Here is a 2,803-nt window from a genome sequence, read left to right as displayed (position 1 = left end):
ACACAAAAGGATAATTTCAGAATGGTAGTGCCGCCACTTAAATGGGGAAGATGGATTCATTAAGGACAAGCAAAAAGATTTTCTCTAGCAGAAGTCTTTCATCCTACCATTTTTTTGCAACACAACCCTACTAGCAGCTAATACCTCCAGATCCGTCCAGAGGATTGTTCTACGCCAATTTGTTTTAGCAACAATGAGGACATCGAACAGGGAGCCAAACAGCTCTAAAGTGTTACCAAATCACTCTTCAAACTATATAGCTCCTTGTTAGCTATTCACAACAGCAAAACAACTAAATTGATAGCACTATCCAATTTAGTTGTTTTGAGTTTTACCTTACCGTCTATAACTTCATATGTTATGTCTCTATGGGTAAACAAAAATTGATTTAACGGTAGTGACATGGGGATTCTTCACTAGGTGCTTTTGGTAAAGCTTTGGAAGCAAGCACGACTTGAATACCTCTGTTTTGACAATCTTTTGAGAAATCGTTAAGCGAACCGTTGAAATTCTTACTAAGACATTCCTTAAATCCAAGGAAAGCAATGTCATAGATGAGTCGCTGACTAAATTTACCTTCAAAGTAGCCACCGTGAACATTTATGTGCCTTGGAATTGAAAAAAAGTAAGCAAAGCAAAGCCTAATATAATCCACCCAAAGATTTAATGCAGCTCTCCTCGGCGCATGACTAACGACCCCTTTTGGTTTTCCATATTGGGGGTCTAATTTTGTTATAGTATCTTTAAATTCTACATAATCTGTGCAGTCAAAGTAGGTAAATAAATTTGCAACTGCTTCCTCCTCCACAACGCGTCTTTCATTTTCTTCATCATCTGACTGTGTAAGTTCATCAAGTCTCCTATGCTCCAGACTTGAAGCACGAACTTCAAGATTTTCCTGGGGCTTATTGTCGTCACTTCTGCTTAAATTGATGATGCCATACTCATCATCTTTAAGTCTTCGATTACGAAGGTCAGATTTATCCACAAAACGTCTAGCAGTTACGTTACCAAGTTTGTATCCCCTAAAACGAGTCCTAGCTGGAAAACTAAAGTAATTTGCTGCTGTTGAAGCAAGGCGTAAAGCCAAATCTGCCTCATTGCTGAAAACATAGGCTTCTTCGCAGCGACGAAGCGAAGATTTTAAAAAGTTAGCTCTTTCCGATAAAATTGATTCTACAGGAATGTCAGGTGCAACTAAAATCAACCTTCCTAAACTAAAAACACCACCAATTTTTGAGGAAGGATCTTTTTTAGTGAAGTTTTTATCAAGTTTCTCTATTGAATCTGGCTCGAATACATCAGAAAGGATACGAATTGCCTGTGTAACTACTTCACATCCTAAACTATGATTAATAAATGAAAGCTTGATTCTGTTTTTATTAATTGTGATTGCTTTATTTTCAAGTCTTCTGATATCTGACCATTGCCCTTCTGGTATATTTGCCTGTTGGCACACTTCTTCAATTACCGCTCGGTCCAGTTGCCTGAGAAATTCCACTAAATCTATCACTCCGTAGTTGCCAGCTCTGTAGCGATCTCCTTGATAGGTGGACAATCTTAGCGCAATTAATGCTAAAACTACTCCAAAACCCAGTACAAATAAAACTGCAAGAAGCACGAGCAAGGAGTCAGGATTTATAGGAATAGCTATCGCACGAATAGCGAGCATGCCAATCAAAGAGGCAAATAAAACTAAAATTAATCCGTTAGGTATTGGGGGCAAAAACCTATTTGCTTTACCAATTTTACTTAACACAAAACTCAGTAAGGCTGATACTAGAAAAATTGAGAGGAAAGTTTCCTTCAGACTATATACCGCAGGTTTTAACAGTAATAAAGAGATTGTAAGAGTTCCTAAAACTAGCGTGCTAATTAGAATTCCTAGCAGTAGAGTTGGTAGGGCTTGCAAAGCAAATATAATTTTATCTAGAATTGATTTAGATTCACTTTGACCTGGCTCCGAATCGTCTTTGCCTGGGCTTTCAGCCGGCCATCGGTATCCAATAAAAACATTATTTGATGTGCAAATATCTGTGGCATATTTATGTATTTTTTTATATCTTTCTTGAGCATCAGATTGTTTATTAGCGTAACCATGAATAGCAATAGTTAGTTGTGGGTTATTGCTATTACTTAAATACTTTGCGATCTCCTTAATCTTGTTTTCTACTGAGCTTTTATTTGGCTTTCTAGGAGTATCTTCAACATAAATAGTTGCAGTACTTGTTAAATAGTAGCCAGGAACCTTTTTCGATAACTCCTTATCAATGACAGTAATATTGAATGCTATATCATCTGAAATTTTATCTCTAGATTTCATAACTTCACGTGTTTTCCCTATAACAACTAATTCGTCTCTACGCTCAAACAATCTATCGAGCAACACCTATTGGGGTTTAGCCGGGATACGCACAAAACAAGACACCTTTTAAATAAATGTTGCAGAGTGCGCTTTCTGGATTTACCAGCTTGCCCATAAATGATATTAGGATGACCAAAGTTTTACACCGTAAAATCAAATCTTCATCCCTTTCAGTACATCAAACTTGTCCATAAATGATCATTTATGGACAAGTTTTAACTGCAGGAGGAAGGTAAAGTTTGGTATTGAAGCAGCCGTATATCAAAGGTTTTGTTTGATATACCTTACAAAACTTTACAGCGTGTTCCATTGAGAAGGTCGAGGGGAGCATTGCTACTCCACCCCTCCTATCCGCAACCGTGCTTGTAACTTTCACTACACACGGCTACTCAATGTGTTTCCCTTTTGTCAGTACGGAACTTCAAGCTACCATCATTG

Annotated in this window: 1 protein-coding gene; it reads right to left on the bottom strand. The window is 37.6% G+C overall.

What is annotated here, in order from left to right:
- Window positions 1-388: 388 nt before the first annotated feature.
- Entirely contained in the window at window positions 389-2,323 is a 1,935-nt protein-coding gene (locus AC2VE5_RS25485; protein ID WP_486890380.1) for a hypothetical protein, read from the bottom strand.
- Window positions 2,324-2,803: the final 480 nt, after the last annotated feature.

It is taken from the genome of Aliterella sp. E5.1 (assembly GCF_057473825.1).
Note: the sequence above shows the minus strand (reverse complement) of the source record. Positions and strands in the feature narration are given on the sequence as shown.

What these genes read in the sequence shown, in the direction of transcription:
- AC2VE5_RS25485 (WP_486890380.1), bottom strand. Translation starts at nt 2,323, where the DNA reads ATGAAATCTAGAGATAAAATTTCAGATGATATAGCATTCAATATTACT.